We start from the raw sequence: 24344 nt of genomic DNA on the forward strand, positions 1-24344 counted from the left end.
GGCCTCCGCAGAGCCTCCCGAGCCGGCCGGGCAGGGGCCGAAGCCCCGGCCGGCTCGCCGCCGGTCGGAGGCCGGCGCAGCGGTGCGAAGCCGGGGAGGCCCGCCAGGGCCGAGCCGTGCGAGCGGCGCGTCCAGAAGGAGAGCGGCGCGTCAGGAGCCGGACGGGCTCGGCGACGCCGTCGGGCGGACCAGTTCGCCCAGGGTGGGGACCGATTCCGGGCGGGAGCGGACGGCTTCCGTGCACTCCCATGCCCGCGGCGGATCCGCGTCCGGGCCGCCGAGGACCACCGGGCCCGGGCCCGCCGAGACGGCCTCGCTGCCCGCCAGCGTGCACACCACCTGCGACAGCGCGACCGGCGGCAGGTCCTCCGGCTTGCGGCTGAGCCGGATCGTGCCCGCCGGATCGCCCGGGCGCGCCGGTGCGACCGTCAGCCCGTCGGGGACGGACGTCGTGAAGCCCGCGTCCCGCTCCTCCGCCGACGGCTCCCGCTCCAGCGCCTCCAGCAGCGCCTCGGCGACCAGCACCACGGGGTCGCGTACCGGCTTCTTCTCCGGCACCGGCACCACCCGTTCCACGCCGACCAGCTGCGATCCGCACACGAGCTCCACCGTGGCGCGGAAGCCCTGTACGCCGGTCTTCAGCTCCGGGGTGTCGCACGACACGCGCGAAGGCGCCGGACCGACGTCCACCGGCACCGTCGTCGCCCTGATCCCGCAGCCGGACACGAGGCCCGACACCAGCAGGAGCACTGCCGCCCTACGCGTCCGCGTCACCGGCGATCACCTTCCCCACGTCCACCGGCAGCCGCAGCGTGAACAGCGCGCCGCCCTCCGGCCCGTTGGCGGCGGTGATGTCACCGCCGTGGATGTGTGCGTTCTCCACGGCGATCGACAGGCCCAGCCCGCTGCCGTCCGACTTCGGCCGCGAGGCGCTCGCCTTGTAGAACCGGTCGAAGACGTGCGGCAGCACCTCCTGCGGGATGCCCGGACCGTTGTCCTGGACCGCGATGACCAGCCACTCGCCCTCGACGACCACCGACACCCGAACCGGCGAGCCGCCGTGCTTGAGCGCGTTGCCGATCAGGTTGGCGAGGATGACGTCGAGGCGGCGCGGGTCGAGCCGCGCCACGATGCCGCGCTCGGCGTCGAGTTCGACGGCGTCGAGCCACGCCCGCGCGTCGATGCACGCCGTCACCTGGTCGGCGACGTCCACGTCGTCGAGCACGAGCCGCGCCGTCCCCGCGTCGAAGCGGGTGACCTCCATCAGGTTCTCCACCAGGTCGTTCAGCCGCCGGGTCTCGCTGACGACCAGCTTCACCGCCGGTGCGATCATCGGATCGAGGTCGTCGGCCTCCTCCTCCAGCACCTCGGCCACCGCCGTCAACGCCGTCAGCGGAGTGCGCAGTTCGTGCGACATGTCCGCGACGAAGCGCCGGCTCGACTCCTCCCGGGCGCTCATGTCGGCGACCTTCTTCTCCAGCGCCTCCGCCGTCTTGTTGAACGTGTGCGACAGATCGGCCAGTTCGTCGGTACCCGACACCTCCAGCCGGGTGTCCAGCTCGCCCTCGCCCAGGCGCCGCGCCGCGTCCCCCAGCCGCTGTACGGGCTTGAGGACGGTCCGGGCCGCGGCCTGCGCCAGCAGCGCCGACCCGAGCAGCGCGAGCCCCGTGGCGATGGTCAGCGACCAGCCCAGCGCGTTCAGGTCGTCCCGCTCCTGCGCCAGGGACTTGTACATGTAGCCGGTCGGCCCGCCGCCCACGATTCGCGTCCCGCCGACCAGGTACGGATTGCCGCGCGGCTTCGTCCGCTGCCAGTACACGTGGTACTCGGAGTCGTTGGCCGCCGTCGCCTTCTGCCGGTCGTTCACCGCACGCTGCAGCGAGGCCGGTACGTCGTCCAGCCCGAAGGAGTCGGGACCGGCCGCGCCGAACACCTTGCGGCCGCCCCGCTCGTCGACCAGCAGCACGCTGTAGCCGGGGCTGCTGCCCGCCATCAGCTCGGCGGTGCGCTGCATCTCCTCGGGGGTCGGGTCGGCGGGCAGGGCCGCGGCCCGGTTCTGCATCTCCTGGCGGAAGTCGCCGAGGGCCGCGTCCTGGGTACGGGTGAGCACCGCCTCGCGGTTGAGCCAGTACGCGATGCCGGACGCGGAGACCGCGGCCACCAGCGCGACCAGGCAGAACACCATCAGGAGCCGCAGCCGCAGGCTGGTCCAGCGCCGGCCCGCGAACAGAGCTTTGATCACTGCGGCGAGTCCAGCCGGTAGCCGACACCACGAACGGTCCGGATGAGGGTGGGTGAGGACGGCACTTCCTCGACCTTGGCGCGCAGCCGCTGCACGCAGGCGTCCACGAGCCGGGAGTCGCCGAGGTAGTCGTGCTCCCAGACCAGCCGCAGCAGCTGCTGCCGGGAGAGCGCCTGCCCGGGCCGGCGGCTGAGCTCCAGCAGCAGCCGCAGCTCGGTCGGCGTCAGCTGGAGGTCCTCGCCGTTCTTCGTGACCGTCATCGCGGCCCGGTCGATGACCAGGGAGCCGAAGACCGCGGAGTCGGTGGCCTCCCGTTCCCCGCGGCGCAGCACGGCCCGGATCCGGGCGTCGAGCACCCGGCCCTGGACGGGCTTGACGACGTAGTCGTCGGCGCCGGACTCGAGGCCCACCACCACGTCGATGTCGTCACTGCGCGCGGTGAGCAGGATGATCGGCAGCTGGTCGGTGCGGCGGATCCGCCGGCACACCTCGAAACCGTCGATCCCGGGCAGCATCACGTCCAGCACGATCAGGTCCGGCCGCTGCTCGCGCAGCAGTTTCAGGCCGTCCTCGCCCGTCGCCGCGGTGGCCACACGGTGGCCCTGGCGAGTCAGGGAGAGTTCGAGGGCCGTGCGGATGGCGTCGTCGTCCTCGATCAGCAACAGGAAAGGCACGGGCTCATTCTGTCCCATCGACCGTTCGGAGTTCGACCGTCGGGTGCACGGGATCGCACAGGGGTCGCTGTGACAGGCCTGTGACAGTCGGCGGACACCCCGGTTAAGTCGGCCGGGCAGTCTTCTACCAACGAAACCGAGCAGGATCCGAAGCAGACTCCACGACGGGGGGCGCGAGATGAACACGCTGCACAGCACCACCACCAGCGCGGTTGTCACGCGGCTGCACGATGTGAACCGCCGGGCAGGTGTCCGTTCGGTGACGGTCGCCCGTCCGCGGCCGGCGCACACGGTGGCCATCGACGCGAACACGTACGGGCCTTCCGTCCCGGAGAAGCGCACGCCCGAGCTGTCCTCCACCTCGGAGGCCGAGTTCACGGCGTACGTCCAGGAGCGGCGGGCCGCCCTGTACGCGACGGCCTTCCACCTGACCGGTGACCGTTACGAGGCCGAGGACCTGCTGCAGAGCGCGCTGTTCTCGACGTACCGGGCCTGGGACCGGATCAGCGACAAGGCGGCCGTCGGCGGGTACCTGCGGCGCACGATGACGAACCTGCACATCAGCGCGTGGCGCCGGCGGAAGCTGAACGAGTACCCGACCGAGGAGCTCCCGGAGACGGCCTCGGACGCGGACGCGATGCGGGGTACGGAGCTGCGCGCGGTGCTGTGGCAGGCGCTGGCCCGCATCCCGGAGCCGCAGCGCACGATGCTGGTGCTGCGCTACTACGAGGGCCGTACGGACCCGGAGATCGCGGAGATCCTGGGCATCAGCGTCGGCACCGTGAAGTCGAGCATCTGGCGGTCGCTGCGGCGCCTGCGGGACGACGAGGTGCTGAGCTTCGGCCGCGACGAGGCGGAGTCCTTCGAGGAGCTCGTCGCGTAACGCGGCACACCACAGACCATGGGCCAGGGGGACCGTCCTACGGGGGTGGGACGGGGGCCTGCGGGGGGAGGAGGCGGGATCAGGCGGCCGGGGGTCCGCATGATCCCGCCTTCTCATTTCACTACGCCGGGGCGGCCGTGCGGTGGCGGCCGGCTGCGCAGGCTGCCAGGCGGCCGAGGGCCTCGTCGCGGTTGCAGGCGTGCGCGCCCAGGGCGATGTGGCGGGTCACGATGCCCCGTTCCGCCCGCATCAGCCGCCATCCCCTGCGCAGCAGGAACGGCAGTGACTTGCGGCCCTCGCGCAGGTCCCGCATCAGCCTGCGCCGGAACGTCGTCGACGGCCGCCCGCGCAGGCAGATCGCGTCCGCGAGCAGCCCCAGCTCCTGGCACCGGGCGACGATGTCCGCGGCGAAGATCCCCTCCGCGATGAAGAGCGGGGTGCGGGAGATGTCCAGCGTCTCGGTTCCCGTACGGGAGGACGTGGCGATGGAGTACACCGGCACCTCGGTACGGCCTGCCGCGCAGAGTTCCACGATCGCGGCGACCGCCACGTCCGCGTCCCAGGACAGCGGGGAGTCCCAGTCGATGTCGGAACTGCCCTCGACCAGCGGAAGGGTCGGGTCGTCCGCCTCCTTGTAGAAGTCGTCCAGGCGGAGCACCGGCAGCCCGGAACGGGCAGCCAACCTGGACTTGCCGGAGCCCGAAGGCCCGGTCAACAGGACGACACGCGTAGGCAAAGGAGAGGAAGAGCTCACGGGACACCAGTCTGAACCATTCCCCCGCGCAGGGGATGCCTCCGGTGGCCGGTTGGTATCCAGGATCACACCTCAACTACGCTGCGTGCGCACGCGACTACGACCTCAGGCGGGAACCCCAATGGCACGTCACGCAGCCTCCGGCAGCTCCACCCTGCGCTCCGCAGGCCTCACGCTCTCCATGGCCGGCGCGGCCCTGGCCATGGCCGCGGGCGGGGCCCAGGCCGGTGAGCTCTCGGTCCCGGCGGCCCTCGCCGGGGCCACCGACCCCCTCGCGAACCTCAAGGTCAACCCCCTGGCGCACACCGGGGTGGACCCGCTCGACAACGGCGTGGCCACCAGGGTCGCCGACTTCCCGGCGGTCGGCACCACCATGGTCACGGGGATCCTGACGCAGGGGCCGTCCATCGGCGAGCTGCCCGAGGCGGCCGCGTCCTCGCTGCTCGGCCCGCTGCTCCCGAAGTAGCCGCACGAGGGCGCGAAAAGGCCCCGGCAGCGCGGGGGACGCTGCCGGGGCCGGTTTCGGAGGGGGTCCTCAGTACGAGGATCCGCCCGAGCCCAGCGAACCCGTGGGGTGCCAGACCGTCTTCGTCTCCAGGAACGCCGTCATGCGCGACGTGCCCGGGTCGGCGTTCCAGTCGTCCACAGGCTGTGGACGCAGGACGCGCTTGAGGTTGTCGGCCGCCGCGATCTCCAGCTCCTTGGCCAGCGCCGTGTCGGCACCCGCCAGGTCGATCGCGTTGACGTCCTGGTGGGACGCCAGGTGCGGGCCCATCTCGGCGGCCTTGCCGGACAGGATGTTGACGACGCCGCCGGGCAGGTCGGAGGTGGCCAGCACCTCGCCCAGGGACAGGGCCGGGAGGGGCGCCTTCTCCGAGGCGATCACGACCGCCGTGTTGCCCGTCGCGATCACCGGGGCGATCACGGAGATCAGGCCCAGGAAGGACGAGTCCTGCGGGGCCACGACCGTGACGACACCGGTCGGCTCCGGGGTGGAGAGGTTGAAGAACGGGCCCGCGACCGGGTTGGCCCCGCCCACGATCTGGCCGATCTTGTCCGTCCAGCCCGCGTACCAGACCCAGCGGTCGATGGCCGCGTCGACGACCGCGGCCGCCTTCGACTTGGACAGGCCCTCGGCCTCGCCGACCTCGCGGACGAACTGCTCGCGGCGGCCCTCGAGCATCTCGGCGATGCGGTAGAGGATCTGCCCGCGGTTGTACGCGGTCGCGCCCGACCAGCCGCCGAAGGCCTTGCGGGCCGCGACGACCGCGTCACGGGCGTCCTTGCGGGAGGACAGGGGGGCGTTGGCCAGCCACTTGCCCTTGGAGTCCTGCACCTCGTACACCCGGCCGCTCTCGGATCGCGGGAACTTCCCGCCCACGTACAGCTTGTAGGTCTTGAAGACGTTCAGACGCGTGGTCGTCTCAGACATCGAGGTAGCCCTCCAGGCCGTGGCGGCCGCCCTCGCGGCCGAAGCCCGACTCCTTGTAGCCGCCGAAGGGCGAGGTCGGGTCGAACTTGTTGAACGTGTTGGCCCAGACGACGCCCGCGCGGAGCTTGTTCGCGACCGCGAGGATGCGGCTGCCCTTCTCCGTCCAGATGCCGGCGGACAGGCCGTACTGGCTGTTGTTGGCCTTGGCGACGGCCTCGTCGGGCGTACGGAACGTCAGCACCGACAGGACCGGGCCGAAGATCTCGTCGCGGGCGACGGTGTGCGCCTGGGTGACGTTCGTGAAGAGCGTCGGGGCGAACCAGTAGCCGGACGACGGCAGCTCGCACGCCGGGGACCAGCGCTCGGCGCCCTCGGCCTCGCCGGTCTCCGCGAGCGCGGTGATCCGGGCGAGCTGCTCGGCGGAGTTGATCGCGCCGATGTCGGTGTTCTTGTCGAGCGGGTCGCCCAGGCGCAGGGTGCTCAGGCGGCGCTTGAGGGAGTCCAGCAGCTCGTCGTGGATCGACTCCTGGACCAGCAGGCGCGAGCCCGCGCAGCAGACCTGGCCCTGGTTGAAGAAGATGCCGTTGACGATGCCCTCGACGGCCTGGTCGATGGGGGCGTCGTCGAAGACGATGTTGGCGCCCTTGCCGCCCAGCTCCAGGGTGACCTTCTTGTCGGTGCCGGCGACGTGGCGGGCGATCATCTTGCCCACGGCCGTCGAGCCGGTGAAGGCGACCTTGTTGACGTCCGGGTGCTCGACGAGGGCCGCGCCCGCGTCGCCGTAGCCCGTGAGGATGTTGACGACACCCTTGGGCAGGCCCGCCTGGCGGCAGATGTCCGCGAAGAACAGCGCGGAGAGGGGGGTCGTCTCGGCCGGCTTCAGCACGACGGTGTTGCCGGTGGCGAGCGCCGGGGCGATCTTCCACGCCAGCATCAGCAGCGGGAAGTTCCACGGGATGACCTGGCCGGCGACGCCCAGCGGGCGCGGGTTCGGCCCGTAGCCGGCGTGGTCGAGCTTGTCGGCCCAGCCGGCGTAGTAGAAGAAGTGCGCGGCGACCAGCGGGAGGTCCGCGTCGCGGGTCTCCTTGATCGGCTTGCCGTTGTCCAGGGTCTCCAGGACGGCCAGCTCACGGCTGCGCTCCTGGATGATCCGGGCGATGCGGAAGAGGTACTTGGCGCGCTCGGAGCCCGGCAGCGCGGACCAGGTCGCGAAGGCCTTGCGGGCGGCCTTGACGGCGCGGTCGACGTCGGCGGCGCCGGCCTGGGCGACCTCGGCGAGGACCTCCTCGGACGACGGCGAGACGGTCTTGAAGACCTTGCCGTCGGCGGCGTCGGTGAACTCACCGTCGATGAAGAGCCCGTACGAGGGGGCGATGTCGACGACCGAGCGGGACTCGGGGGCCGGTGCGTACTCGAATGCAGATGCCATGGTGATCAGTCCACCGTCACGTAGTCGGGACCGGAGTAACGGCCGGTGCTCAGCTTCTGGCGCTGCATCAACAGGTCGTTGAGCAGGCTGGAGGCGCCGAAGCGGAACCAGTGGTTGGACAGCCAGTCCTCGCCCACGGTCTCGTTGACCAGGACCAGGAACTTGATGGCGTCCTTGGTGGTCCGGATGCCGCCGGCCGGCTTCACGCCGATCTGGATTCCAGTCTGCGCCTTGAAGTCGCGGACGGCTTCGAGCATCAGCAGCGTGTTGGCGGGGGTGGCGTTGACGCCGACCTTGCCGGTGGAGGTCTTGATGAAGTCGGCGCCCGCGAGCATGCCGATCCAGGAGGCCCGGCGGATGTTGTCGTACGTCGACAGCTCGCCGGTCTCGAAGATGACCTTGAGACGGGCGGCGCTGCCGTCGGGGCGTACGCACGCCTCCTTGATGGCCTTGATCAGCTCGTACGTCTCCAGGTAGCGGCCGGCGAGGAAGGCGCCACGGTCGATGACCATGTCGATCTCGTCGGCGCCCGCGGCGACGGCGTCACGGGTGTCCGCGAGCTTGACGGGCAGCGCGGCGCGGCCGGCCGGGAAGGCCGTCGCGACGGAGGCCACCTTGACGTCGGCACCGTTCAGGGCGGCCTTGGCGGTGGCCACCATGTCGGGGTAGACGCAGACCGCGGCGGTCATCGGCGTCGAACGGTCGGTCGGGTCGGGATTGACGGCCTTGGCGGAGAGCGCTCGGACCTTGCCCGGGGTGTCCGCACCCTCAAGCGTGGTCAGGTCGATCATCGAAATGGCCAGGTCAATGGCGTACGCCTTGGCCGTGGTCTTGATCGAACGGGTACCGAGCGCGGCCGCGCGGGCCTCCAGGCCGACGGCGTCTACGCCGGGCAGCCCGTGCAGGAAGCGGCGCAGCGCGCTGTCGGACGTCGTCACGTCAGCGAATGCGGTGAGGGTGGTGGGCATGGTCACAAGATGAGCATATCTACGCGCGTAGCGGCCTGTCACCCCCCGCGGCCGCACATCTGTGCGGGCTTGGCCACATCCGGGCGCGGCGAGGGCTCGGCCGGGTCCGCGCCTGCGGACCGCTGACCTCCGCTTTTCCTGTTACGCGACGAAGACGGGAACCCGATCGTCCGGTCGAACAAGATCCGTAAATTTCTCTTCAGCAGCCCGCCAGACCTCACCGGATGAAAGCTTCGGCAGAGAACCCGTAGAGAAAAGGGGCATGCGACTCTCCCACCATCCCGCGACACAGCTTCCAGGAGTCGTTATGCGCACCGCCCTCCGTACCTCGATCGTCACCGCCGCCCTCGCCGGGGCCCTGCTCGCGCCGGCCGCGACGGCACTCGCCGCGCCCGCTCCGCAGGCCGTCACCTCGGTGACCGCGGTGACGACGGTGTCTGCGGCCTCGTCGGACAAGGGCCGCTACGACGGCGAGGCCCACCTCGTCGCCGACGGCCGGATCGCGGTGCTGCGCAACGACGTCGAGGGCCCCGAGGTCTGGATCCGCGCCGTCGGCGCCGACTGGAAGCCGGCCGACGGCGTCGCGGGGCGCGTACTGGCGAAGCTGGACCCCTCGAACCCCGTCGCGCTGGTCGACGGCATCCAGTACAAGCTCTCCGAGGGGAACCCCGGCTCCTACGGGCTCACCGTCCGTGTGATGACCGAGGGCGCCGCGGACTTCTACGAGCTGCCGAAGGCCACCACGCCCACCAAGCCGTCGGCCCAGCCCTCGGCCAAGCCCTCCGCGCAGCCGGCCGCCACCTCCAAGGTCACCGTCAAGCCGGCCGCCGACGTGAAGCCGCAGACGGGCGCGCAGACCGTGGTCGTCCCGCAGGGCGCGGTCGCCGCCGGCGCGGAGATCGCCGCCGAGGACACCGACAACAGCACCACGATGGCGGCCGGCGCCGGTCTCGTCGCGATCTTCGGCGGCCTCGGTGTGGCCCGGATGGCCCGAGCCCGCCGCGCCCGCAACGGCGCCTGAGCAGCACCCCTGCCCTTCCGGTTCCTCCCCGTACCTCCTTCCGGCGGGCCACCTCCACGGTGGCCCGCCGGGCCCGTTTCCCGGAGCACCCCATGGCCCACCGCGTCCGCCCCCTGCTCGCCGCCGCCCTCCTCGGCCCGCTCGCCCTCGCCGCCCTGACCGGCTGCGGCGGCGCACCGGCCGCCCCCACGCCCCCGCCGCACATCGCCGCGGCCACCGCGCCCGCGCCGGCTGCGGCCTCGTCCGCCGGGGCGGGGGCCGTGCCCGCCGCCCCGCTGCCCGCCTCGCAGCCCGTACGGGTGCGCATCCCCGCGGCCGGGGTGGACGCGGGCCCGCTGCTGGAACTGGGCCTGGCCGCCGACGGCACCGTCGAGGTGCCCTCCGTCGCGGACGGCGACCGCATCGGCTGGTACACCAAGGCCGTCACCCCGGGCGAGACCGGTCCGGCCGTGCTGATCGGGCACTTCGACACCGCGCGCGGCCCGGCCGTCCTGCGCAACGTCTCGAAGATCCGCACCGGTGACGAGATCACCGTCTCCCGGGCGGACGGCACCACCGCCGTCTTCCGGGTGCGCGAGCTGGAACAGGTCGACAAGAAGAGCTTCCCGACCGCCAAGGTGTACGGGAACACCGCGCGCCCCGAGCTGCGGCTGATCACCTGCGGCGGCGAGATCACCGACGGCCACCGCCCCGACAACATCATCGTGTACGCCGATCTCGTGGGCTGAGACGGCTTGAGGCAGAATCGGGCGCATGAGCAGCCAGCAGCCCACTGATGAACCGGTGTACGACGACCGGGTCTACCGCTCCCCCATGGCCGTCGTCACCGGCGTTCTGCTGCTCGCGCTCATCGCGTGGCTCTGCGGGGACGCCATCGTGCGGGGATCGGGGAACGCCCGATGGTTCGCCGCGGCGATCGCCCTGCTGGCCGTACCGCTGACCGTGGCCTTCACCATCCGGCCGGCGGTCTTCGCCAACGACAACCGGATGCGCGTACGGAACCCGTTCCGGGTCATCGAGCTGCCGTGGGCCGCCGTGGACGCGGTGCGTGCCGGGTATTCGGCGGAGGTGCTGGCCGAGGGGTCGAAGTACCAGCTGTGGTCCGTCCCGGTCTCGCTGCGCGAGCGGAAGAAGGCGAACCGGCAGCAGTTCTCCCGCCGCGGCGGGCTCACCGGCAAGGGACTCGGCTCGCCCGAGGGCGGCGACGCGGCCGCCGCCGTCGAACCGCCGCGGGCCCACGCGGATCAGGTGGTGGACGAGCTGCGCGAGCTCGCCGAGCGCGGCGCCTCGCGGGCCGGCGCCCAGGGCAGCGTGCGCGTGCGGTGGTCGTACGAGGTCATCGCGCCCGCCGTCGCGGGCGCGGTGTTCCTGATCGTCCTCTTCGCCACCCGCTGACGGGGGCCCGGCGGCCCCTAGGCGCGGGGGATGCCGAGGCCGGCGAGGGCCGCGGACAGGGCGCGGCCGCAGAAGCCCGCCACGATCGTGTGCAGCGGCCGTCGTGCGCCGCCGCTCGCTGCTGTGCGTCGTACGTTGCTGCGTCGTGCGGGCATGGCTGTTCTCCTTCGGCTGCCACCGGTGGACCGCGCCCACTGTGCGGGTCGACGTCGGTGGCGGAAGCGGGTTCAGCGCCGACCCGCCGTGGCTTCATCCGATCGGATCGTCATATGCCGTGCGCTCGCCGGATCCGACCGGAACCGCAGCCACCGGGCGCTGCGTCCTCGCAGGTGTGCAGCGCAATGAGGTCGGCCGCAGTGCCGCCACCGCCATTCACCTCCGGCTCCGGCTCCTGGGCGGGGGGCTGCTGGTCGCTCATCTCCTCCTCGTCGGCTGGCTGACCCTGCGGCCCCTGGACGTGCCCTGGGCGGCCGCCGCCAATCTGACCCCGCTGGAGGGGATCCGGGCGCACCTCACGTACGGGCCGCTCGAGGCGGCCCGGCGGATCGGGGAGGGGCTGGCGCTGCTCGCCCCGCTCGGGGTGCTGCTGCCGCTCGTCAACGGGAACCTGGCTCCTTCGCCGCTGGCCGCGTGGTCCTCGCTGGGCCGGACCGCGGCCGCGGGCGCGCTGGTCTCGCTCAGCATCGAGATGCTGCAGAGCGCGGTGCCCGGGCAGGTGGTCGACGTGGACTCGGTCCTGCTGAACGGTCTCGGCGTGGTGCTCGCACACGTGGCCGTCGTACCGGCGCTGCGGGCGCGGCTGCGACGCTCGCAGCGGTCGCAGCGCTCCTCTCAGGGGTCCACCCCGAGAATTCCCAGGGTCGGCCTCGGTCCGTGGACCGACGTTCTGTCGGCAGTGCCGCGGGAGTATTGAGGTATCGCGGGAGCCGCCGCATACCGATTCGGCGGCCCGCAGAACCCACAGAGGAGAAACCCATGAGCGCCATTGCCCGCCCCCGTGACGGCCGCTGGATCGGCGGCGTCTGCGCCGGACTGGCGCGCCGCTTCGGAATTTCCGCAAATACGATGCGCCTGATATTCGTCGTGTCGTGCCTGCTGCCCGGCCCGCAGTTCCTGATCTACCTGGCGCTGTGGGTGCTCCTGCCGAACGAGAAGTCCGCCTCCCAGGCCTGGTAGCGCGTCCGGCTGCTCAGCCCGCGCTGCGGACCTTCTCGAGCTGCTTGTCCGCCACCTCGTGCGGGACCTGCGGCTTCTGCCGGTCCGCCGTCGCCGCCACGTTGAGGGCCATCAGCCGTACGATCGTGGCGCCTTGGCGTACGACGACCACGTGGACCTGCGCGGAGACGCCCTGGGCGGCCGCGGTCGTGGTCCAGCTGACGCTCTCGTCGCCGGCCGTCTTGTACTCGGCCGGCCGTACGTCGCGGTAGCTGCCGCTCTGCTTGTCGACGGTGGCGGAGAAGCCCGTACCGCAGGCGGCGACCGCGTCCTTCAGCCGGGCGACCAGCGCCTTGGCGTCGCTCTCGGCGTAGGAGCTGACGGAGGCGGAGACGGCGAGTCCTACCTGCTTCTGGGAGCCGACTCCGCGGTTGACGGTCTCGCGGGCGGCCGGGTCGGGCTTGTCGCCCATGATGTCGGCCAGGGGCTGGCAGGCCTTGCGGTCGGCCTGCGGCTGGCCGTCGGGGGCGTTCGGGTTCTTGCCCTGCGCGGAGACCTGGTAGCCGGGCAGATCGCCCTGTTCGAGCGCGGAGCGCTCCAGCTTGCTCGCCGCGGCCTTCGGCGCGGCCGAGCCGCCCGGGGCGCCGCCCGGGGAGGCGGCGGGAGAGTCCGCGGGGGCGGAGCCCTTCGGGTCGGGCGTCTTGCCGGCCGCGGGGGCGTCCTTGCTGCTGCATCCCACGGCTCCCAGGAGGAGGGCGGGGAGCAGGGCGGCGGTGGCCGCTCCGACCGTGACTCGTGCGTTCAAGCGCATGACCGATGACCTCATACCCAGTGCGTCGGCGGGCAGTTGGTGGTGATCGTGGCACACGGCACGCCGTGGCACACACCCGATCGAACCGGCGTGCGCCACGTGCGTGCACGTACGAAAAATCCGCGGGCGAACCCGCGGCCGGATCCGCGCGCGGATCCGGCGGGGATCAGCCGCCGAGCGCGCCACCGACGGGCAGGCCGCCGAGCGTGGGGCCGACCGCGTCGGTGAGCTGGTTGAGGGGGCTGGCCACGTCGCTCTGCGGGCCGTCCTCGGGGGTGGCCTTCTGCTGGTTCGTGAGCCCCTGGGTGGCGCCGGTCACGGTGCCCAGCGCGTCGGAAAGGCCGATCGCGGGCACGGCGGCCGAGGCGGAACCGGCGGCGGCGGCGACGAAGGCGGCGCCGAGGGCGGCGGCACCGAGAGTCTTGGCAGCTGACTTCTTCATGAAGATTGAGTCCTTGCGACGGGGAATTGAGCGGCTCCGCAAACTAGTCACTTCAAACCCACGGCCGCAAACATACGTAAATACGAGAAAGCGCCCGGGAATTGCCTTCCCCGGGCGCTTTCCTTGCGTCATGCCGTGGCCTAGACCGAGACGGAACCGCTGGTCGAAGCGGTCTGCTGGAACAGCCATTCCGACTTCAGCTCCGCATAACCGGGCTTGATGACCTCGTTGATCATGGCCAGTCGTTCATCGAAAGGAATGAACGCGGACTTCATCGCATTGACGGTGAACCACTGCATGTCGTCGAGCGTGTAGCCGAAGGTGTCGACCAGGTGCTCGAACTCGCGGCTCATGCTGGTGCCGCTCATCAGGCGGTTGTCCGTGTTGACCGTCAGGCGGAAGTGCAGCTTGCGCAGCAGGCCGATCGGGTGCTCGGCGTACGAGGCGGCCGCGGCGGTCTGCAGGTTCGAGGTCGGGCACATCTCCAGGGGGATGCGCTTGTCCCGGACGTACGAGGCCAGGCGGCCCAGGGTCACGGAACCGTCCTCGGCGACCTCGATGTCGTCGATGATCTTCACGCCGTGGCCCAGGCGGTCGGCACCGCACCACTGCAGGGCCTGCCAGATCGACGGCAGACCGAAGGCCTCGCCCGCGTGGATCGTGAAGTGGTTGTTCTCGCGCTTGAGGTACTCGAAGGCGTCGAGGTGGCGGGTGGGAGGGAACCCGGCCTCGGCGCCGGCGATGTCGAAGCCGACCACGCCGTTGTCGCGGTAGCGGTTGGCCAGCTCCGCGATCTCCAGCGCGCGGGCGGCGTGGCGCATCGCGGTCAGCAGGGCGCCGACGCGGATGCGGTGACCGCTCGCCTTCGCGCGGCGCTCGCCCTCGCGGAAGCCGTCGTTCACGGCCTCGACGACCTCTTCGAGGGTCAGGCCGGCTTCCAGGTGCTGCTCGGGGGCGTAGCGGATCTCGGCGTACACGACGCCGTCCTCGGCCAGGTCCTCGGCGCACTCGGCTGCGACGCGGAACAGCGCCGCCTTCGTCTGCATGACGGCGCACGTGTGCGCGAACGTCTCCAGGTAGCGGGGCAGGGAGCCGGAGTCGGCGGCTTCGCGGAACCAGATGCCGAGCTTGTCGGCATCCGTCTCGGGAAGGCTCTCGTAGCCGGCCTCGCGAGCCAGCTCGATGATGGTCCCGGGGCGCAGGCCACCGTCGAGGTGGTCGTGGAGCAGCACCTTCGGGGAGCGGCGGATCTGGTCCGGCGTCGGCAGGTTGGGGGTCTCGCTCGTCATCCGGGCACTCTACTCCTACGCGCGTAGAGCAGCGCGTCGGCGACGGGGGTCGATACGTAACAGAGACCGTACGGACGGGTCGCGTACACCTGTCAGTCTGAGAATGTTCCGCCATGGCACAGGATGCGCCGCCGGCGCGCGGGGCCCGCCTGGGGCGGGCGGCCGGCGCGAACGGCTCGGTCTCGACGGGAAGCACAGTCAACGGAGCGGTCCTCCTGCTCCCCGGAGCGTCCAGACTGTTCCCCGGTCCGGTGCGTCCGCTCGCGCGGGCACTGGTCCGGGCGGGCGGGGCGGACGGGCTGGTCGCGCACACGGTCCTGCACGGCCGGGGGGCCTGCCGGGAGGACGACGCCCGGTGGGCGGCCGGCGAGGTCGTGCGCCGGTACGGGGACGTGCCGGTGTGCCTCGTCGGCTACGACGCGGGCGGCCGGGCGGCGCTGCGGGCGGCGGGCCACGACGCCGTCAACGCGGTGCTGGCGCTTGCCCCTTCCTTAGGCGAGGTGGTCTCGGCGGATTCCCCGGAACCGGTGAAGCAGCTGTCGGGGCGGCAGGTGCTGATCGTGCACGGGACGAACGACGCGCGCAGCGATCCTGAAGCATCGTTTCGGCTGGCGGCGCGGGCGAAGAAGGCGAACCGGGCGACGTGCCGGTTCGAGGTGCACTCGGACGGACACCGGCTGCGGGAGCACCAGGCGGAAGTCGTGGCGCTGTCCGTGGATTTCGTCCTGGGGGCGATGTTCTCCGGGCGGTACTCGCGGCCGGTGACGGACGCGCTGGCGGCGCCGCCGCCGCTGGGGCTGCGGATGCCGCTCGCCTCCGGGTTCGGGCGGTCGCTGCGGGGCTGACCTGCGGGGGCGACGGCGCGAGCGGACGGCCGCCCGCGCGTATCGTGAGGAGTGGACTCGGGGTCCTTCTCCGCGGGAGGCGATTCGGCATGGCCGGAATCGTGCGCAAGAGCTTCGACCAGGCGGACGAGACCCGTCCGTTCGAAGACGGCAAGGGCAGGCTGGACGTGATCCAGACGGACGGCGGTGACGTGGGCCGCGCGGTTTTCGAGCCGGGCTGGCGCTGGTCGCAGCACATCAAGCCGCTGGCGGGCACGGACAGCTGCCAGGCCGCCCACACGGGATACGTGGTGAGCGGCCGGATGAAGGTCGTCATGGACGACGGGGACAGCGAGGAGTACGGCCCCGGCGACCTCATGCAGATCCCACCCGGACACGACGCCTGGGTCGTGGGCGACGAACAGTGCGTCGCGTTGGACTGGACCGGCTTCGGCAATTACGCAAAGCCGGCCGGCTGACCTCCTCCGGCCTGCGCCCGCCTCAGCCGACCGGCAGCCACACCGGGTTCGTGAACGCCGCCGGGGCGCCCGGCAGCGGTGGGGCCGCGGCGGGGTGGCGGACCTCGGCCCGGACGTAGGCGGAGCGGGCCGGCGTGGTGCGCCATTCCAGGGTGGTGGCGTCGGGGGCCGTGACGGCCGGGCCCTGATCGGTGATCAGCCGCAGCTCGCAGCCCGGGGCGCCCGTGACGGTGAGCCGGATCAGCACGTCCGCGTCCGGTGCCACCCGCAGGCGCTCCCCGATGCCGGCATGCTCCCCCCGCGCTCCGACGGCCTCGAAGCCGACGGTGACCTGGGCGGATTCCGCGGCGTAGGACCGGCCGGCCCGTATCCCGGCGAGGACGGCGTCCCGGGTCAGGTCCTCGGCGAGGACCACGGTCTGCGGTCCGCCGATGCGGTCCGGGTCGCGGTGGTGGTCGCTGCCCGCCACGGCCGGCAGCCACCGTTCGCCGTCGGCGCCCCGCAGGGTGGCGTCCCAGGCGGCCAGGGAGACCTCGTCGTCCGGGGTCCACGGGCCGTTCCAGACCTCGACCGCGTCGGCCTCGCCGAAGCCGAACTTCCAGGCGCAGCCGATGCAGGTGGCGTGCGGGTGGGCCGGGACGACCAGGCCGCCCGCACCCCGTATCGCCCGGGCGAACCGGCCGAAGCGGTTCTCGCGGGCCCGGTAGCGCCAGTCGAGGAAGGTGCCCGGCTCGGTGCCGACGGCCAGGACGTGGCCGGTGCGGGTGGTGATCTCCTCGCCGGTCATGATCAGCAGCTCCGGCGAGAGCGCGTCGGCCCAGGCGGCGTGCGCGCTGTGGGTGTTGTGCTCCGAGGAGTTGATGAAGTCCAGGCCGGCCGCCCGGGCGAGGCCGGCGATCTCGGCCGGGGTGCGGCGCCCGTCGGAGTGCACCGAGTGGATGTGGCAGTCGCCCCGGTACCAGGCCCGGCCGCGGCCGCGGGCCCGCTGGGGCGGGTAGACGGGGCGGCGGGTGCGGCCCGGGTCCCCGAAGGTGAAGCGTGCGGTGATCTCGTACGGGAGCCCCTGCGGGGCCACGGTGTACGGGCCGAGCAGGATGTGCCAGCGGCCCGCGTCCACCGGGCCGGGCACGTAGCCGGGGGTCGCGTCGTCGGCGCGCAGGAAGAACTCGCTGCGGGCGCCGCCGGACCAGCCGCGGAAGCCACGGCCGCCGAGGGCGGTGCCCCGCTGGTCGAAGATGCCTATGTCGAGGGCGTTTCCGGGGGTGCCGGGCGGTACGGGCGGCTTCCCGTATGTGTACGACACGCTCAACTCGCGTACGCCGTGCGGCACATCGAGGGGTATCTCGACGAAGTCCGGGGCGCCGGGCGGGATCGTGCCGCGCAGGATCCGGGTGTCGGGCGAGGGCGCGGACAGGTGCGGGGCGGCGGCTGCGGCGGCGCCGGTGGCACCGGTCGCCAGAACTTCACGTCGGGTGAGGGCCATGCCTCCACGGTGGCGGCGGTACGTGAATCCCGTGTGAATCCGGGGTGAGGGGTCCCGGCTGTCCGAGCAGGGCCACGGCCCGGTCCAGGACACGGGTCAGGGAGCCCGCCGTCGGGGCGGTGGCGAGGACGTGGGCGTGGTGCAGCGAGCCGGTCGGGGCCCGGCGCACCGTCGCTCCCGGCGGGAGCCCCAGCCGGACCCCGGCCACGCCGGGCACGGCGCGGGCGGCGGCCAGTCCGGGGCGGAGATGCTCGATGCGGCTGCCGGGCGGGAAGTCCACGTACCGCAGCCCGGCATGGGCGGCCCGCGGGTGGCGTACGGGGTCGGGCAGGCCCAGCCCGGCGGCGAGCGCGAGACCGAGGACGTCGGTGCCGTGGGCGAGCCGGAGCAGCTGGACGAGCTCCTCGGCGCCGGGGTGTGCGTGGGCCTCGACCAGGCGGGGGCCGTGCAGGGTGAGGACGACCTCGGTGTGGGAGGGGCCGTCGCGGTGCCCGGCGAGGTCGAGGGCGCCGCGTAGGAGGGCCCGTACGGCCTCGGCGGCGCAGGCGGGGAGCGCGACGGGCAGTTCGTGCCCGGTGGCGGTGGTGGCCGCCGCTCCCGGCCCCGGGATCCGGCGGGTCCAGCCGAGGATGCGGTGGTGGCCGTCGCGGGAGAGGGCTTCGACGGCGAGCTCGGGGCCTTCGAGGTACTCCTCGACGAGGAGGTCGGTGACCTCGGGGTAGTGCCGTACGGCGGCCTCCGCCCCGGCGGGGCCGGTCAGGAGCCGTACGCCCTCGCCGAGGAAACCGGCGCGGGGTTTGACCACGCAGGGGAAGCCGATGAGGCCCGCCAGGAAGGGGATCAGCGCGGCGCGTCCGCAGCGGACGAAGGAGACGGGCCGGTCGGCGTGTAACGCGTTGGAGCGGGCGCGCAGGGCGGCCTTGTCCATGAGGGCCGTGACGGCCGCCGAGGGGGTGCCGGGCAGGCCGAGCGCCTCGTTGGCACGGGCGGCGGCGAGCGCTCCGGCGTGGTCGAAGCCGAAGACGCGTGCGCGCCCGTGCCGGACCGCATCGAGCCGGCCGACGGCGCCGATCAGGCGGCGGTGGTCGCGCCAGTCCGTCCGTACCCGCCGCTCCGCCCCCTCACGGTCGGAAGGCATCGGCGCAGCCGGCGCGACCACCACGGTGCGCGCGCCCGCCCGTCGGGCGGCGGCCACCGCGGCGGGGCGCGGGCTCAGCAGGACCGCCATGGGCCCCCGCCCGGTCCTGCGAACCCGCTCCCGCTCCCCCGTCACCGCGTTTCCCCCTTCACCCGGTGTGACCACTGTGCCGGTCCGGCATATCCGCAAGGCGCCCGATCGGGGGTCGTCTTGCCGCCTTGCGGGAATACGAGGGGTTTATAAACATCCGCAATCCGGGACGAATATGCATATGCCAGCCGACGAAGCCGACCAGCCGCGCGGGGGCGACCTGAGCCGCGCCGCCCGGCGGCTGTACGCCTACGCCGTGGAGCGGCATTCGTTCGCCGAGGCGGAGGCCGTCGAGGCCCTCGGGGCGCGGGCGGCCGCGGCGATCACCGAACTGGCCGCCGCGCACCTGCTCCAGCGGGCCTCCGGCGACGGTCCGGAGCGGTGGAGCGCCGTGGCGCCGCGGGCGGCGGCGGCCCGGGCGCTGGCCCCGCTGGCCCTGCTCGTACGGGAGACCCACGACGAGATGGACCGGCTGCGCGGGCGGCTGGAGACGCTGGTCCCGGCGTACGAGGCGGGGGCGGCGCACCTCGAACGCAACGGGTCGGGGCGGGCGAAGCTGGAGCTGGTCACCGACCTGGGAGCGGTGCGCGCTCTGATCGCGGAGCTGGTCGCGGGGTGCGAGCGGGAGCTGCTGGCCTCGCAGCCGGGCGGGGGCCGGCCGGTGGAGACGCTGGAGGAGGCGATCGGGCGGGACGAGTCGCTGCTGGCGCGCGGGGTGCGGATGCGCACGATCTACCAGCACACGGCGCGCTACTCGCGGCCCACGGCGGCGTACGTGGAGCGGGTGACGGCGCTGGGCGCGCAGGTGCGGACGCTGGGCGACGCCCTGATGCGGATGCTGGTCTTCGACGGGCACACGGGGCTGATGGCGGTGCCGGACCGCAGCGGGGCGGCGCTGGTGGTGCGGGAGCCGGCGGTCGTGCACTTCATGACCTCGGCGTTCGAGCGGTGCTGGGTGGAGGCGGAGCCGTTCCCCACGACGGTGGGCCCGGACGCGGCCCGCTCGCTCTCGGACGAGCTGCGGCAGACGATCGTGCGGCTGCTGGCGGAGGGGCTGGAGGACAAGGTGATCGCGCGCCGGCTGGGCATGTCGGAGCGGACCTGCCAGCGGCACATCGCGGAGATCATGCGCGCGGTGGGCGCCAAGTCCCGTTTCCAGGCCGGCTACTTGCTCTCCTCGGCGGCGGCTCCCGCCGTCTCGGGGGACGAAGCCCCGTCCTGACCGGGGTGCCAGCCGTGCAGCTCCGGGATCAGCCGGCCGCGGCGGGACAGCAGGAACCGCTTGAACTCGGCGACCGGCGGGGTGTCGGGGTGGCCGTCGAGCCAGGCGACACCGATCTCGCGGACCGCGCGCGGGGCCGTCACCGTCAGCTCGACCACCCCGGGGCGGGCCACGGCCGGTGGCGGCAGCAGGGCCACGCCGAGCCCGGCCGCGACCAGGCCGCGCAGGGTCTCGGCCTCCTCGCCCTCGAAGGCCACCCGTGGGGTGAACCCGGCCTCCGCACACAGGTCGTCGGTGATGCGGCGCATGCCGTAGCCGGGCTCCAGGGTGACGAACGTTTCCTCGGCGGCCTCGGCGAGGCGGATGCGCTTGCGGGCGGCCAGCCGGTGGTCGTCGGGGACCACCAGGCGCAGCCGCTGCACGTCCAGGCGGCGGGCGACCAGGTCGGGGGCATCGGGGAGCGGTGAGGTCAGGCAGAGGTCGAGCTCGCCGGCCCGCAGCTTCTCGAGCATGGCCTCGCCGTAGTTCTGCACCAGGGAGAAGCGCACGCGCGGGTGGTCGGCGCGGAAGGCGCGGATCAGGCCGGGCACGGTTTCGGGGCCGAGGGTGTGCAGGAAACCGAACGCCACCTTGCCGAAGGCCGGGTCGGCGTCCTGCTGCACCGACTCGGCGGCGCGGGCGATTTCGGCGAGGGCCCGCTCGGCCGACGCGAGGAAGGTCCGGCCGGCCGTGGTGAGCGCGACGGTGCGGCCCTTGCGGGCGAACAGCGTGACGCCGAGGTCCTGTTCGAGCCGGACCATGGCCCGGGACAGGGTGGACTGCGGAACGCCCAGCTCGTGCGCGGCCCGGGTGACGTGCTCGTGGCGGGCGACGGCGGCGAAGTACGCGAGGCGCGGCGCCAGCAAACCTGTCACCGCGATGTCTTCTTCGTAACGGTTCATTGACAGGCACCCCTCTGAGCTGTGGTCATGCACCAGTGGATCGATTATCGCGATTCTGTGCATTGGACGCATGAAACGGGACGGGTCTACGGTCGTTGCATGCCTCCCGTTCATACCGGGGCGCCCGTCACCACGGGTGCCTCCACCCCGTCGTCTCCTGCCGCACCGGAACCCCGCTCCCCCGGCCGCCCCGGCTACCGCCGCATGAGCCTCGCGCTCTTCGCCGCCGGACTCGCGACGTTCGCCCTCCTCTACTCCACCCAGGCGCTGCTGCCCGCGATCTCCGACGGGTTCGGGGTGACGGCGGGTCAGGCCAGCTGGACCGTGTCCGCGGCCACCGGCGCCCTCGCCCTGTTCGTCCTGCCGCTCAGCGCGCTCTCCGAGCGCTTCGGCCGGACCCGGATGATGACGGTGTCCATGCTGGTCGCCGTCGGCGTCGGCCTCCTCGTGCCGTTCGCGCCGAACCTGGAGTGGCTGGTGGCGCTGCGCGCCGTCCAGGGCGCGGCGATCGCCGGCATCCCGGCCTCCGCGATGGCGTACCTGGCGGAGGAGGTCAAGCCGAAGGCCCTGGTGGGCGCGATCGGCCTGTTCGTGGCGGGCAATTCCATCGGCGGCATGAGCGGCCGCCTCGTCACCGGCTGGGCGGCCCAGGTGTGGGGCTGGCGGGGCGGGCTGCTGGCCGTCGGGGTGATGGCACTGGCCTGCGCGGCCGCCTTCCTGGTGCTGCTCCCCCGGGCCCGGTTCTTCCGCCCGGCCTCGCTGAACCCGCGCGCGGTGGGCCGGACCGTCGCCGGCCATCTGCGCGATCCGCTGCTGATGCGGCTGTACGGGATCGGCGCGCTGTTCATGACCGTCTTCGGGGCCGTGTACACCGTCATCGGCTACCGGCTGGTCGACGAGCCGTTCTCGCTCGGGCAGGGCGTGATCGGGTCGATCTTCCTGATCTACCTGGTCGGTACGGTCTCCTCGGCCGCCGCCGGGCAGCTGGTGGCCCGGGCCGGGCGGCGCGGGGCGCTGTACCTGGCGGTGACCACGACCGCGCTGGGCCTGCTGCTGTCCCTGGCGGACTCGCTCGCCGCGATCCTGGTCGGGCTGGTCCTGATCACCGCCGGCTTCTTCGCGGGCCACGCGGTGGCGTCCGCCGCGGTGAGCCGGACGGCGACGTCGGGCCGCGCGCAGGCCTCGGCGCTGTACCAGTCGGCGTACTACCTGGGCTCCAGCGCGGGCGGCACGCTCGGTGCGCTCGCCTACCACTCGGCGGGCTGGGCGGCCACGGTGGGCATCGCGCTGCTGGCCGTGCTCGGCGTCGTGTCGATCACCCTGTACGGCTCGCACGCGGCCCGCGCGGAACGGCGTCACGGCGCGCTGGCCGCCGCACGCTGATACGGCCGCGCGCGGATCGCCCGTACGGCATCGGTACGAGCGGAATTACGGAGCCCGGAGGCGCAAGCCGCCCCGGGCTCCGGCGCGTTGCCCCTCCCCGCCGGGAAGGCATGAGGGGGTGGGAGGGAGTCCGACGTGAAATCCATGCGGATGCGTACGGGACGGACGCGTACGGGACGGACGCGTCCGTGGCGACGTGCGGCGGCGGTCTGCGGGGCGGTGGTGCTCGCGGCCCCGCTGGTGGTCGGCGGGGGCGGGGCGGCGCAGGCCGCCGGCTCGTGCAACGTGACCACGGGGCCGTACCAGCGGCAGGTGGAGCAGTTCCTGGGGCGGCCGGTCGACGGGTGGCAGTCCGCGGCCGACTGCCAGGCGGTCAAGGCGTTCCAGGCGAAGCACGGCATCACCCCGACCGCGGGCTACGCCGGGCCGCTGACCTGGCAGACGATGAGCACCATGCTGGCGCAGCGGGCGGCGGGCACGACGCCGAACAAGGACGGCAAGTGCCCGGTGAACCTGGGCCGGATCGCCTGCGTCGACCTGACCCGCCAGCTCAGCTGGGTCCAGGACGGCGCCACCTTGAAGTACGGCCCGGTGCCGGTCCGCACCGGCAAGGACGGCACCGAGACCCGGACGGGCCTGAAGCGGATCTACTACCGCAGCATCGACCACTGGTCGACGGTCTACGACGTGTCGATGCCGTATGCGCAGTTCTTCGACGGCGGGATCGCCTTCCACTCCGTCGAGAAGAGCATGTGGAACCCGCCGGGCTCCGGAGGCTGCGTGAACATGAGGCCCGCGGACGCGAAGGCGTACTGGAACCTGCTGGTCAAGGGCGACGACGTGTACGTGTACGGCCGCAAGCCCGGTACCTAGCCAGGGCTTTCCGGCTGCCGTTGTCAGACCCCTCCGGTAGTTTTCGAGGTATCGCACCGACTGGGGGAAGACAGCCATGGGTGACCTCGCGACCGGAACCGGAACCGGCATCGACTCCGACCTGGATGCGGCGATGGACCGCTACCGGGTCGAGCTCACCGGCTACTGCTACCGCATGCTCGGCTCGTCCTTCGACGCCGAGGACGCGGTGCAGGACACGTACGTCCGGGCCTGGCGCAGCTTCGAGAAGTTCGAGGGCCGGTCCTCGCTGCGCTCGTGGCTGTACCGGATCGCCACGAACGTCTGCCTGGACCTGCTGAGCGCGGGGAAGAAGCGGGCCCGCCCGATGGACCTCAGCTCCCCGCAGCACCAGGCGTCCGCGGTGCTGAGCCAGTCGCCGGAGGCGACGTGGCTGGAGCCGGTCCCGGACGGGCGGGTGCTCCCGCAGACCGCCGATCCGGCGGCGATGGCGCTGGCGAAGGAATCCGTACGGCTGGCGTTCGTGGCGGCGCTGCAGCACCTGCCGGCGAAGCAGCGGGCGGTGCTGATCCTGCGCGAGGTGCTGGCGTGGAAGGCGGACGAGGTCGCGACGCTGCTGGACACGACGGTGGCCTCGGTGAACAGCGCCCTGCAGCGGGCCCGGGCCACGATGTCCGCCACCCGCATGCGCGAGAGCGAGGCGGCGGACCCGCTGGACGCGGAGCAGGTGAACCTGCTGGAGCAGTACCTCTCGGCCTTCGAGGCGTACGACATCTCGCGGCTGACCACCTTGCTGCACGAGGACGCGGTGCTGTCGATGCCGCCGTTCGACCTGTGGCTGCAGGGGCCGGCGGACATCGCCGCCTGGCATCTGAACCAGGGCATCGGCTGCAAGGGCTCCCGCCTGATCCCGACCACGGCGAACGGCCTGCCGGCCTTCGGCCAGTACCGGCCCCGGGAGGACGGGACGCCGGGCTGGACGCCGTGGGCGCTGCAGGTCCTGGAGATCTCAGGGGGCCGCATCACCGGCCTGAACGCCTTCCTGGACACCGCCCGCTGGTTCCCCCTCTTCGGCCTCCCCGAGCAGCTCGACGAGTCCGACGAGGTCCAGCAGGGCGCGTAGCCGCGGCCCGGCTCCGGTCACCCGGAACGGCCGCCCCCGCGCGGTGAGCCGCAGCCGGGCCAGGGCCTCGACGGTGGCGAGGTCCGGGGCCGTGACGGCCCCGACGTCACACTCCACGGCGTCCGCCCCGGCCTCGTACAACCGGGTCAGCCGGGCGCAGAGCAGGGCCGCGTCCCGCCGGGTCGGGCCGGGGCCGGGCAGTACCAGTCGGGTGATCTCCACGGGGGGGTTGACCCCCGCCCCCGTGGAAAGTCATCGGTCGGGCGTCAGGGCGCCGGCCCGGCATGCCGAACGGGACCGGCGCAGGTGCACCG

27 protein-coding genes and 1 pseudogene are annotated in these 24344 nt (G+C 72.8%); 13 read left to right on the forward strand and 15 right to left on the reverse strand.

Annotation, left to right across the window (positions count from 1 at the left end):
• Positions 1 to 150 precede the first annotated feature (150 nt).
• Genes AB5J51_RS16405 through afsQ1 form a run of 3 tightly spaced genes read right to left on the reverse strand, consistent with a single transcriptional unit; the run spans position 151 to position 2916 of the window.
• Positions 151 to 774 (reverse strand): hypothetical protein, encoded by a 624-nt coding sequence (locus tag AB5J51_RS16405; RefSeq protein WP_053786323.1) that lies wholly within the window; start codon positions 772 to 774, stop codon positions 151 to 153.
• Positions 758 to 2185, reverse strand: a complete 1428-nt coding sequence (locus tag AB5J51_RS16410) for a cell wall metabolism sensor histidine kinase WalK (RefSeq protein ID WP_234382061.1) — start codon at positions 2183 to 2185, stop codon at positions 758 to 760. The genes AB5J51_RS16405 and AB5J51_RS16410 overlap by 17 nt, the downstream gene beginning before the upstream one ends.
• A 53-nt stretch (positions 2186 to 2238) precedes the next feature.
• Positions 2239 to 2916: a two-component system response regulator AfsQ1 gene (gene afsQ1 / locus AB5J51_RS16415; protein ID WP_030290789.1), complete on the reverse strand. Its 678-nt coding sequence runs from the start codon at positions 2914 to 2916 to the stop codon at positions 2239 to 2241.
• Positions 2917 to 3094: 178 nt separating this feature from the next.
• Here afsQ1 and AB5J51_RS16420 point away from each other — a divergent pair, with 178 nt between their 5' ends.
• Positions 3095 to 3799, forward strand: coding sequence for a SigE family RNA polymerase sigma factor (locus tag AB5J51_RS16420; RefSeq protein WP_053786326.1), 705 nt, complete (start codon positions 3095 to 3097; stop codon positions 3797 to 3799).
• A gap of 121 nt (positions 3800 to 3920) precedes the next feature.
• On the opposite strand, the gene AB5J51_RS16425 is transcribed toward AB5J51_RS16420, so the two are convergent.
• Positions 3921 to 4619, reverse strand: coding sequence for a uridine kinase (locus AB5J51_RS16425; protein WP_078612999.1), 699 nt, complete (start codon positions 4617 to 4619; stop codon positions 3921 to 3923).
• Between the two features lie 55 nt (positions 4620 to 4674).
• On the opposite strand from AB5J51_RS16425, the gene AB5J51_RS16430 reads away from it, so the two are divergent.
• Positions 4675 to 5019: a hypothetical protein gene (locus AB5J51_RS16430; protein WP_053786327.1), complete on the forward strand. Its 345-nt coding sequence runs from the start codon at positions 4675 to 4677 to the stop codon at positions 5017 to 5019.
• A 69-nt stretch (positions 5020 to 5088) separates the two neighbouring features.
• On the opposite strand, the gene AB5J51_RS16435 is transcribed toward AB5J51_RS16430, so the two are convergent.
• Genes AB5J51_RS16435 through deoC form a run of 3 tightly spaced genes read right to left on the reverse strand, consistent with a single transcriptional unit; the run spans position 5089 to position 8382 of the window.
• Positions 5089 to 5985 carry an aldehyde dehydrogenase family protein gene (locus AB5J51_RS16435; RefSeq protein WP_053786328.1) on the reverse strand — a complete coding sequence of 299 codons (897 nt, stop codon included), beginning with the start codon at positions 5983 to 5985 and terminating at the stop codon, positions 5089 to 5091.
• Positions 5978 to 7414, reverse strand: a complete 1437-nt coding sequence (locus tag AB5J51_RS16440; RefSeq protein ID WP_053786329.1) for an aldehyde dehydrogenase family protein — start codon at positions 7412 to 7414, stop codon at positions 5978 to 5980. Before AB5J51_RS16440 ends, AB5J51_RS16435 begins: the two co-directional genes overlap by 8 nt.
• Before the next feature lie 5 nt (positions 7415 to 7419).
• Positions 7420 to 8382: a deoxyribose-phosphate aldolase gene (gene deoC, locus AB5J51_RS16445; protein WP_078987312.1), complete on the reverse strand. Its 963-nt coding sequence runs from the start codon at positions 8380 to 8382 to the stop codon at positions 7420 to 7422.
• Positions 8383 to 8689: 307 nt separating this feature from the next.
• Between deoC and AB5J51_RS16450 the strand changes: the two genes are divergently transcribed.
• From AB5J51_RS16450 to AB5J51_RS16460, 3 genes are all read left to right on the forward strand, one after another.
• Entirely contained in the window at positions 8690 to 9403 is a 714-nt protein-coding gene (locus tag AB5J51_RS16450; RefSeq protein WP_053786331.1) for a hypothetical protein, read from the forward strand.
• 92 nt (positions 9404 to 9495) lie between these two features.
• Positions 9496 to 10131 (forward strand): class F sortase, encoded by a 636-nt coding sequence (locus AB5J51_RS16455; protein ID WP_053786332.1) that lies wholly within the window; start codon positions 9496 to 9498, stop codon positions 10129 to 10131.
• A gap of 25 nt (positions 10132 to 10156) precedes the next feature.
• Positions 10157 to 10798 carry a PH domain-containing protein gene (locus AB5J51_RS16460; RefSeq protein ID WP_133897093.1) on the forward strand — a complete coding sequence of 214 codons (642 nt, stop codon included), beginning with the start codon at positions 10157 to 10159 and terminating at the stop codon, positions 10796 to 10798.
• A 17-nt stretch (positions 10799 to 10815) separates the two neighbouring features.
• Here the strand turns inward: AB5J51_RS16460 and AB5J51_RS16465 are convergent, their stop codons facing one another.
• The gene (locus AB5J51_RS16465) at positions 10816 to 10953 is read right to left on the reverse strand and encodes a hypothetical protein (protein ID WP_158709887.1); all 138 of its coding nucleotides are present in this window, start codon (positions 10951 to 10953) and stop codon (positions 10816 to 10818) included.
• Between the two features lie 176 nt (positions 10954 to 11129).
• Here AB5J51_RS16465 and AB5J51_RS16470 point away from each other — a divergent pair, with 176 nt between their 5' ends.
• Together AB5J51_RS16470 and AB5J51_RS16475 are read left to right on the forward strand one after the other, a co-directional pair.
• Positions 11130 to 11711: a VanZ family protein gene (locus tag AB5J51_RS16470; protein WP_369777972.1), complete on the forward strand. Its 582-nt coding sequence runs from the start codon at positions 11130 to 11132 to the stop codon at positions 11709 to 11711.
• A gap of 62 nt (positions 11712 to 11773) precedes the next feature.
• A complete protein-coding gene (locus AB5J51_RS16475; RefSeq protein ID WP_053786335.1) occupies positions 11774 to 11974 on the forward strand; it encodes a PspC domain-containing protein in 201 nt (66 codons plus the stop codon).
• A gap of 13 nt (positions 11975 to 11987) precedes the next feature.
• On the opposite strand, the gene AB5J51_RS16480 is transcribed toward AB5J51_RS16475, so the two are convergent.
• From AB5J51_RS16480 to AB5J51_RS16490, 3 genes are all read right to left on the reverse strand, one after another.
• Positions 11988 to 12764 (reverse strand): hypothetical protein, encoded by a 777-nt coding sequence (locus tag AB5J51_RS16480; RefSeq protein WP_053786336.1) that lies wholly within the window; start codon positions 12762 to 12764, stop codon positions 11988 to 11990.
• A 166-nt stretch (positions 12765 to 12930) separates the two neighbouring features.
• Entirely contained in the window at positions 12931 to 13206 is a 276-nt protein-coding gene (locus tag AB5J51_RS16485) for a hypothetical protein (RefSeq protein ID WP_053786337.1), read from the reverse strand.
• 140 nt (positions 13207 to 13346) lie between these two features.
• Positions 13347 to 14495 carry an adenosine deaminase gene (locus tag AB5J51_RS16490; protein ID WP_030290755.1) on the reverse strand — a complete coding sequence of 383 codons (1149 nt, stop codon included), beginning with the start codon at positions 14493 to 14495 and terminating at the stop codon, positions 13347 to 13349.
• Between the two features lie 113 nt (positions 14496 to 14608).
• On the opposite strand from AB5J51_RS16490, the gene AB5J51_RS16495 reads away from it, so the two are divergent.
• Together AB5J51_RS16495 and AB5J51_RS16500 are read left to right on the forward strand one after the other, a co-directional pair.
• Positions 14609 to 15340 (forward strand): dienelactone hydrolase family protein, encoded by a 732-nt coding sequence (locus AB5J51_RS16495; protein ID WP_133897098.1) that lies wholly within the window; start codon positions 14609 to 14611, stop codon positions 15338 to 15340.
• Between the two features lie 89 nt (positions 15341 to 15429).
• Positions 15430 to 15798, forward strand: a complete 369-nt coding sequence (locus AB5J51_RS16500) for a cupin domain-containing protein (protein WP_053786338.1) — start codon at positions 15430 to 15432, stop codon at positions 15796 to 15798.
• 22 nt (positions 15799 to 15820) lie between these two features.
• Here the strand turns inward: AB5J51_RS16500 and AB5J51_RS16505 are convergent, their stop codons facing one another.
• Entirely contained in the window at positions 15821 to 17281 is a 1461-nt protein-coding gene (locus AB5J51_RS16505; protein ID WP_369777973.1) for a CehA/McbA family metallohydrolase, read from the reverse strand.
• The gene (locus tag AB5J51_RS16510) at positions 17262 to 18509 is read right to left on the reverse strand and encodes an ATP-grasp domain-containing protein (protein WP_369777974.1); all 1248 of its coding nucleotides are present in this window, start codon (positions 18507 to 18509) and stop codon (positions 17262 to 17264) included. The genes AB5J51_RS16505 and AB5J51_RS16510 overlap by 20 nt, the downstream gene beginning before the upstream one ends.
• A gap of 181 nt (positions 18510 to 18690) precedes the next feature.
• Here AB5J51_RS16510 and AB5J51_RS16515 point away from each other — a divergent pair, with 181 nt between their 5' ends.
• Positions 18691 to 19731 (forward strand): helix-turn-helix transcriptional regulator, encoded by a 1041-nt coding sequence (locus AB5J51_RS16515; protein ID WP_240805460.1) that lies wholly within the window; start codon positions 18691 to 18693, stop codon positions 19729 to 19731.
• Between the two features lie 20 nt (positions 19732 to 19751).
• On the opposite strand, the pseudogene AB5J51_RS16520 reads toward AB5J51_RS16515, so the two are convergent.
• Positions 19752 to 20672, reverse strand: a pseudogene (locus AB5J51_RS16520) (LysR family transcriptional regulator); the annotation flags it as partial.
• Between the two features lie 99 nt (positions 20673 to 20771).
• On the opposite strand from AB5J51_RS16520, the gene AB5J51_RS16525 reads away from it, so the two are divergent.
• The 3 genes from AB5J51_RS16525 to AB5J51_RS16535 all read left to right on the forward strand — a co-directional run bounded on the left by AB5J51_RS16525 (position 20772) and on the right by AB5J51_RS16535 (position 24030).
• The gene (locus AB5J51_RS16525; RefSeq protein ID WP_053786340.1) at positions 20772 to 22055 is read left to right on the forward strand and encodes an MFS transporter; all 1284 of its coding nucleotides are present in this window, start codon (positions 20772 to 20774) and stop codon (positions 22053 to 22055) included.
• Positions 22056 to 22199: 144 nt separating this feature from the next.
• Complete coding sequence (locus AB5J51_RS16530) at positions 22200 to 22928, forward strand: L,D-transpeptidase family protein (protein WP_369780268.1); 729 nt, start codon at positions 22200 to 22202, stop codon at positions 22926 to 22928.
• Positions 22929 to 23004: 76 nt separating this feature from the next.
• Positions 23005 to 24030 (forward strand): sigma-70 family RNA polymerase sigma factor, encoded by a 1026-nt coding sequence (locus tag AB5J51_RS16535; RefSeq protein WP_369777975.1) that lies wholly within the window; start codon positions 23005 to 23007, stop codon positions 24028 to 24030.
• On the opposite strand, the gene AB5J51_RS16540 is transcribed toward AB5J51_RS16535, so the two are convergent.
• Positions 23917 to 24252 carry an STAS domain-containing protein gene (locus tag AB5J51_RS16540; protein ID WP_240805459.1) on the reverse strand — a complete coding sequence of 112 codons (336 nt, stop codon included), beginning with the start codon at positions 24250 to 24252 and terminating at the stop codon, positions 23917 to 23919. The two genes, AB5J51_RS16535 and AB5J51_RS16540, sit on opposite strands and share 114 nt — an antisense overlap.
• Positions 24253 to 24344 lie beyond the last annotated feature (92 nt).

The organism is Streptomyces sp. R33, assembly GCF_041200175.1.
Taxonomy (GTDB): domain Bacteria; phylum Actinomycetota; class Actinomycetes; order Streptomycetales; family Streptomycetaceae; genus Streptomyces; species Streptomyces katrae_B.

Coding starts and splice junctions, on each gene's coding strand:
- AB5J51_RS16410 (WP_234382061.1), bottom strand. CDS start 2,185: ATGGTGTTCTGCCTGGTCGCGCTGGTGGCCGCGGTCTCCGCGTCCGGC.
- AB5J51_RS16420 (WP_053786326.1), top strand. CDS start 3,095: ATGAACACGCTGCACAGCACCACCACCAGCGCGGTTGTCACGCGGCTG.
- AB5J51_RS16430 (WP_053786327.1), top strand. CDS start 4,675: ATGGCACGTCACGCAGCCTCCGGCAGCTCCACCCTGCGCTCCGCAGGC.
- AB5J51_RS16435 (WP_053786328.1), bottom strand. CDS start 5,985: ATGTCTGAGACGACCACGCGTCTGAACGTCTTCAAGACCTACAAGCTG.
- AB5J51_RS16440 (WP_053786329.1), bottom strand. CDS start 7,414: ATGGCATCTGCATTCGAGTACGCACCGGCCCCCGAGTCCCGCTCGGTC.
- deoC (WP_078987312.1), bottom strand. CDS start 8,382: ATGCCCACCACCCTCACCGCATTCGCTGACGTGACGACGTCCGACAGC.
- AB5J51_RS16450 (WP_053786331.1), top strand. CDS start 8,690: ATGCGCACCGCCCTCCGTACCTCGATCGTCACCGCCGCCCTCGCCGGG.
- AB5J51_RS16455 (WP_053786332.1), top strand. CDS start 9,496: ATGGCCCACCGCGTCCGCCCCCTGCTCGCCGCCGCCCTCCTCGGCCCG.
- AB5J51_RS16460 (WP_133897093.1), top strand. CDS start 10,157: ATGAGCAGCCAGCAGCCCACTGATGAACCGGTGTACGACGACCGGGTC.
- AB5J51_RS16465 (WP_158709887.1), bottom strand. CDS start 10,953: ATGCCCGCACGACGCAGCAACGTACGACGCACAGCAGCGAGCGGCGGC.
- AB5J51_RS16475 (WP_053786335.1), top strand. CDS start 11,774: ATGAGCGCCATTGCCCGCCCCCGTGACGGCCGCTGGATCGGCGGCGTC.
- AB5J51_RS16480 (WP_053786336.1), bottom strand. CDS start 12,764: ATGCGCTTGAACGCACGAGTCACGGTCGGAGCGGCCACCGCCGCCCTG.
- AB5J51_RS16485 (WP_053786337.1), bottom strand. CDS start 13,206: ATGAAGAAGTCAGCTGCCAAGACTCTCGGTGCCGCCGCCCTCGGCGCC.
- AB5J51_RS16490 (WP_030290755.1), bottom strand. CDS start 14,495: ATGACGAGCGAGACCCCCAACCTGCCGACGCCGGACCAGATCCGCCGC.
- AB5J51_RS16495 (WP_133897098.1), top strand. CDS start 14,609: ATGGCACAGGATGCGCCGCCGGCGCGCGGGGCCCGCCTGGGGCGGGCG.
- AB5J51_RS16500 (WP_053786338.1), top strand. CDS start 15,430: ATGGCCGGAATCGTGCGCAAGAGCTTCGACCAGGCGGACGAGACCCGT.
- AB5J51_RS16505 (WP_369777973.1), bottom strand. CDS start 17,281: ATGGCCCTCACCCGACGTGAAGTTCTGGCGACCGGTGCCACCGGCGCC.
- AB5J51_RS16510 (WP_369777974.1), bottom strand. CDS start 18,509: ATGGCGGTCCTGCTGAGCCCGCGCCCCGCCGCGGTGGCCGCCGCCCGA.
- AB5J51_RS16515 (WP_240805460.1), top strand. CDS start 18,691: ATGCCAGCCGACGAAGCCGACCAGCCGCGCGGGGGCGACCTGAGCCGC.
- AB5J51_RS16525 (WP_053786340.1), top strand. CDS start 20,772: ATGCCTCCCGTTCATACCGGGGCGCCCGTCACCACGGGTGCCTCCACC.
- AB5J51_RS16530 (WP_369780268.1), top strand. CDS start 22,200: ATGCGGATGCGTACGGGACGGACGCGTACGGGACGGACGCGTCCGTGG.
- AB5J51_RS16535 (WP_369777975.1), top strand. CDS start 23,005: ATGGGTGACCTCGCGACCGGAACCGGAACCGGCATCGACTCCGACCTG.